The sequence below is a fragment of the Lentiprolixibacter sp. genome (genome assembly GCF_982873095.1).
In genome coordinates this window covers 1-4926 of the sequence record NZ_CEYNTP010000213.1, presented here as the reverse complement: position 1 = coordinate 4926, position 4926 = coordinate 1, and the positions used below count along the sequence as shown (strand labels likewise).

General features: G+C 45.9%; 4 protein-coding genes. 3 read left to right on the top strand and 1 reads right to left on the bottom strand.

Annotation, left to right across the window (positions count from 1 at the left end):
• Positions 1–337: 337 nt before the first annotated feature.
• A complete protein-coding gene (gene leuS / locus AC4E7D_RS11630; RefSeq protein ID WP_490173961.1) occupies positions 338–3172 on the bottom strand; it encodes a leucine--tRNA ligase in 2835 nt (944 codons plus the stop codon).
• A 112-nt stretch (positions 3173–3284) separates the two neighbouring features.
• On the opposite strand from leuS, the gene AC4E7D_RS11625 reads away from it, so the two are divergent.
• The 3 genes from AC4E7D_RS11625 to AC4E7D_RS11615 form a co-directional block, all read left to right on the top strand.
• On the top strand, positions 3285–4163 hold the full coding sequence (locus tag AC4E7D_RS11625) for a cell division protein FtsX (RefSeq protein ID WP_490173960.1): 879 nt from the start codon (positions 3285–3287) through the stop codon (positions 4161–4163).
• 9 nt (positions 4164–4172) lie between these two features.
• Positions 4173–4442 carry a DUF3098 domain-containing protein gene (locus AC4E7D_RS11620; protein ID WP_490173959.1) on the top strand — a complete coding sequence of 90 codons (270 nt, stop codon included), beginning with the start codon at positions 4173–4175 and terminating at the stop codon, positions 4440–4442.
• Positions 4443–4926: undecaprenyl-diphosphate phosphatase (locus AC4E7D_RS11615; protein WP_490173958.1), on the top strand; the 484-nt coding region annotated here is incomplete at its 3' end.

Below are 4926 nucleotides of genomic sequence, written 5' to 3'. Positions count from 1 at the left end.
TGGGTAAGTTCCAACACTCCTGCAGGGGTCATCCCTACCCTGCTTTCATTGTTTTTAATCTCTTTAGGTATGCCAACAATCATTTTGTTCAGTTATTTAGTTTATTAGATAAAAATGTTTGATTTATAACAAAAAAACGAAATAAATCGACAAAATACAGGGGTGGCAGGTGTAAAAACATTATTTTTTATAAACACACCCCCTAAAAAATAGGGGGCATGAACAATTTTTTATTAATTTCTTTGGATAAAAAGCATCAGGCAATAGTGGGTATACACCAGGAGCCCTAAGAGGAGGTTATAAACATTAGGAAAGATTTGACTGCGGTCGTTGTCTTCTAGCCCACTATGTTCACAATTTTACCAGGTACCACGATAACCCTTTTTGGGGTACGTCCCTGAAGCTGGGCCTTGGTTTTTTCGTGTTCCATTACCGCTTTCTCAATGCTTTCCTTATCCAAATCCAGGGGTAATTCGAGCGTAAACCTCATCTTTCCATTGAATGAAATGGGGTAGGCCTTGGTGTCCTCAACAAGGTAGCGCTCCTCATATTCGGGGAAAGGAACAGCAGCAATCGATGTGGAATTCCCCAATTTATGCCACAGTTCTTCCGCAATGTGCGGGGCATATGGAGATATAATTACCGCCAAAGGAGCCAGAACTTCACGGCTTCGGCATTTTTGTGCGGTAAGCTCATTAACGCATATCATAAAGGTAGAGACCGAGGTGTTGAAAGAAAGGCTCTCCACATCTTCTTCTACCTTCTTAATGGTCTTGTGTAAGGTTTTCAGTGAAGCCTTATCAGGAGGAGCGTCCGAAACCTGGAAGCTACCCTGCGGGCCTGAATGATAGAGTTTCCACAACTTTTTCAAAAAGCCATAGACCCCTGTGATGCCAGCGGTATTCCAGGGCTTGGCTTGTTCCAGGGGGCCCAGGAACATCTCGTATAGTCTGAGGGCATCCGCGCCGTATTCGGCACAGATCTCGTCCGGGTTAACCACATTGTATTTGGATTTGGACATTTTCTCTACCTCCCTGCCTACCAGGTATTTTCCGTCTTCCAGTACAAACTCACTGTCCTTGAATTCCGGCCGCCATTTCTGAAAGGCGGGGATATCCAACTCGTCTGAAGTATTGACCAGGGAAACATCAGCATGTATTGGGGATACTTTTTTATCTCCGATCAATCCTCTGGACAATACCCGGTTGGTTCCTTCCTCCCGATAAATAAAAGCGCTTGTCCCCAGGATCATCCCCTGGTTAATCAGTTTCTGTGCGTATTCCTCAACAGGCACCAGACCAAGATCAAACAGGAATTTTTGCCAGAATCTGGAATACAGCAAATGTCCTGTTGCGTGCTCTATCCCACCGATATAAAGGTCTACGTCTCTCCAATAGTTTACCGCCTCTTCAGAAAATATCACCTCATCATTTCCCGGATCCATATACCGGTTGAAGTACTGGGAACTTCCTGCCCAACCCGGCATGGTGTTCAATTCCAGGGGAAAGACCTTTTCATTGTCAATTAAATCATTGGCAACTACCTTACAGTCAACTACGTCCCACGCCCATGTCGTGGCATTCCCCAGGGGAGGCTCCCCTGTTTCCGTAGGAAGGTATTTTTCCACTTCCGGTAGTGTAAGGGGCAGGTATTGCTGATCTATCATTTGAGGCATGCCATTTTTATAATACACAGGGAAGGGTTCGCCCCAGTAGCGCTGCCGGCTAAAAACAGCGTCGCGTAAGCGGTAATTCACCTTGCCTTTACCCTTGTTGATTTTCTCTAATTCTGCTATGACCTTAGCCGTAGCCTGTTTATAATCCAGTCCATCCAGGAATTGGGAATTAGCAATCCTGGTGTTCGCTTTGTCTGCAAAGGCTTCTTCAGAAATATCTACCCCATCAAAAATATTTGGGATCGGAATATCAAAATGTTTTGCAAAATCATAATCGCGCTGATCCCCACAGGGAACAGACATCACGGCTCCTGTACCATAGCCGGCCAGGACATAGTCCCCAATCCAGATAGGGATGTGCTCCCCGGTAAACGGATGCACTGCATAGGCCCCGGTAAATGCCCCGCTTATTCGTTTTACATCAGACAAACGATCGCGTTCTGATCGCTTTGCCGTAGCCGTAACATAAGCTTCAACCTCCTCTCTTTGGGCTGCTGTAGTGATCTTGGCTACCAATTCATGTTCCGGTGCGAGGGTCATGAAGCTTACGCCAAAGAGGGTATCTGGCCGCGTAGTGAACACCTCAATGGTGTAGGTGGTTTGGTCCTTTTCTGAAGGCAGGGTATCAAAGAAAACAGATGCCCCCTCTGACCGCCCGATCCAGTTGGTCTGGGCATCCTTTAATGGTTGGGGCCAGTCTATTCCATCTAGCCCATCCAGCAGCCTTTGTGCATAGGCGGTGATCCTCATACTCCATTGGGTCATCTTTTTGCGGATAACAGGGTGGCCGCCGCGTTCCGAAACCCCATTGACCACTTCATCGTTGGCCAAAACAGTGCCCAAAGCGGGGCACCAGTTCACTTCGGTATCTGCGAGATAGGTAAGGCGGTATTTTAAGAGGATCTGTTGTCGTTCCTCTTCGGAAAATGCTGCCCATTGCTCAGCAGTAAACAGAGGTGTATCATCATCACAAGCCGCTTGTAAGTTTTCATTGCCCTCTTTTTCAAAACGCACTACTAGCTCGTCTATGGCTTCTGCCCTGTTGGATTCATTATTGTACCAGGAATTAAAAAGCTGTATAAATATCCATTGCGTCCATTTATAATACTTTGGATCCGAGGTCCGTACCTCCCGATCCCAGTCGTAGGAAAAGCCAATTTTGTCCATCTGTTCCCGGTAACGGCGAATGTTATTCTCCGTTGTTATGGCCGGGTGTTGCCCGGTTTGTATGGCATATTGTTCGGCCGGAAGCCCAAAAGAATCATATCCCATGGGGTGCAATACGTTGTACCCCTTATGCCTTTTATAACGGGCACAGATATCGCTGGCGATATAACCCAGGGGATGCCCCACATGAAGCCCGGCACCAGAGGGATAAGGAAACATATCCAGTACATAATACTTTGGCCTGCCAGAGTCATTTACTGCCTTAAAAGTTTTGTTTTCGGCCCAAAACCGTTGCCATCGGGCCTCTATTTCCCTGAAGTTATACTTCATATCTGTTGTGCGTCTTTTGTCCCTCTTTTTCTTAGAAGACGGGCGTTTCCATTAGCTGCAAAAATAAGTTTATTCGATTTACTTTCCTATTTTTACGGTATCATAAGGTGCTATGAGTAAATCTTTCGACCGTTTCCAAAAAAGGAAGCTGATCACCTCCTATTTTTCGGTGACACTAAGTATTGCCCTGGTGCTTTTCCTTCTGGGCATCCTCGGGCTTTTGGTGTTAAACACCCAAAAGCTAGCAGATCATTTTAAGGAACAGATTACGGTGACCATATTCCTCAAAGATGCTGCTAAGCAAGTGGAAATAGATCAGTTGGAGAAAAGACTGGCCATGGCGGAATACACCAAGGCCACGCAATACATATCCAAGGAAGAGGCAGCGGAAAAACACAGCGAGGAAATCGGGGAGAACTTCATCGACTTCCTGGGATATAACCCTTTGAAAAATGCTATTGACCTGCAACTAAATGCCGCATTCGTGAACTCGGAACAGATCGCTCTGATTGCAGAAGAATTGAACGCCCTGAGCTATGTGGAAGAGGTAAGCTACGATCAGCCCCTGATTGCCTTATTGACAGAAAATGTGAAGAGAATCAGTTTCTGGATCCTGATAGCCAGCGCCCTCTTCACCTTGATTGCAGTATTGCTTATCAATAGTTCCATCCGATTATCCATTTATTCTAAACGGTTTATCATAAAAACCATGCAAATGGTAGGGGCTACGAAAAGATTTATCAGGAAGCCCTTTATTTGGACCAATATCAGATTGGGTATGCTGGGAGCAGTGCTCGCACTGATCGCACTGGGCGTAGCCCTCTATTATATAGACCGCACCTTACCAGCGTTGAACCTTTTGCAGGACATCCCAATGCTGGCCGTTTTATTCGCGGGGGTCTTTATTTTAGGGGTTCTTATCTCCCTGATAAGCACCTTTTTCGCGACGCAGCGATTTCTCAACCTTAGGACCGATGATTTATATTATTAATTTTGGCAAATGAAGAAACAGAAAAATCAGCAGGAGGGTAAGCCAAAGGCCGAGTTTATTTTTCACAAAAAGAACTACCTGTTTATGTTCATAGGATTGGCTTTTATCGCTTTAGGTTTTATACTTATGAGTGGCGGGGGGAGCGATGACCCCAATGTTTTCAATCCTGACATATACAACTTCAGGCGGATTCGCCTTGCCCCAACGCTCGTTCTTATTGGGCTTGGAATAGAAGTCTACGCGATTTTGTTGGACCCCCACAAGAAGAAATCAAAATAGGTGGATGCCCTTGATGCCATAATCCTCGGGATTGTACAAGGCCTGACGGAGTTCCTCCCAGTTTCCTCCAGTGGGCACCTGGAATTGGGCAAAGCCCTGCTGGGAGACCAATCTATCCCCCAGGAAAGCCTTTTATTTACCGTCGTAATGCATTTTGCGACCGCCCTAAGTACTTTGGTGGTGTTCAGGAAAGACGTTTTTGACATCCTGAAAGGGCTTTTTCAATTTAAGTGGAATGAGGAAACTATATTTTCACTGAAAATTGTGATTTCCATGATCCCGGCAACCCTTCTGGGCCTGCTCTTTGAAGAACAAATGGAACAATTCTTTAGCGGTAATATCCCCCTGGTGGGTTATATGCTGATCATTACAGCACTGCTGCTTTACCTGGCAGACAAGGCCAAAGACACAGATAAATCGGCCTCCTATCTCAATGCTCTGGTCATCGGGATCTCCCAGGCAATAGCCGTACTACCTGGGATCT